This window comes from Ruegeria atlantica, from assembly GCF_947495585.1.
GTDB classification, from domain to species: domain Bacteria; phylum Pseudomonadota; class Alphaproteobacteria; order Rhodobacterales; family Rhodobacteraceae; genus Ruegeria; species Ruegeria atlantica_G.
The window spans coordinates 1-686 of the sequence record NZ_CANLZK010000049.1; the positions used below are offsets into that span (position 1 = coordinate 1).

The window sequence follows — 686 nt, forward strand, 5'->3', positions numbered from 1 at the left end:
CCAAAGCTGCCTTAAGGACTTCGGGTACTGCCCCAATTGAGCCAAGCTGCATCCTCTGGCGCCAAGAGAGATGCGCAACGGCTCTCATATTTACCTAAAGACTCGTTGGCTAACTTGCCTTCCCATTTGTTCGAAGAGCCGGACTCGAAAAACTTTGCCTGATCTTTGAAGGGTGAGTTTCCGTGGAACCGTCTTTCGCTAATCTCCGCAGTCCTTCGCATGCTTGAAAAAGTGTTTGCCTCAGAAATGTCATCCAACATCTGCGCTGGAAGTTCGATTTTCAAAATATCAGCCAGACGCGTGATCTGCCCGCGCAAGTCACGGCTGAGATCGGCGTAATGGAAGAAGTGCACATTGCCGTTGGAATGGCGTTTTTTGGATTGCAAATAGTGATGCGTGATAGATGCAATCGTCAAATCATCAGTGCCTTTGTCCGTCGCCGCTTCGTTGAGAAAGCGATTAAACCCGGCTTCTATGTCCGCAGGGAACTGGTCAGCGAACATTTCTTGGTCCTTCATGTTATCTACATGGCTGCGAAAAGAAAAATGTGCATCTACAGGGTGGCGATAGACGACGATGTAGGTGGGCTCTGCCCCATAGGAGATGCCGTCCATAGGTGTATGGCTTTTGATGCATCGTCTGCGTTTCAGGCCAGTTAAGAATGCCGCAATCGCTTTTTGGTCGCG

The 686-nt window shown here is 49.7% G+C and carries 1 protein-coding gene; it reads right to left on the reverse strand.

Going from position 1 to position 686, the window contains the following annotated elements; genetic code table 11:
- Positions 1 to 11: 11 nt before the first annotated feature.
- A partial coding sequence (locus QMP16_RS23520; RefSeq protein ID WP_282154387.1) for a sulfotransferase domain-containing protein occupies positions 12 to 686 on the reverse strand: 675 nt, incomplete at its 5' end.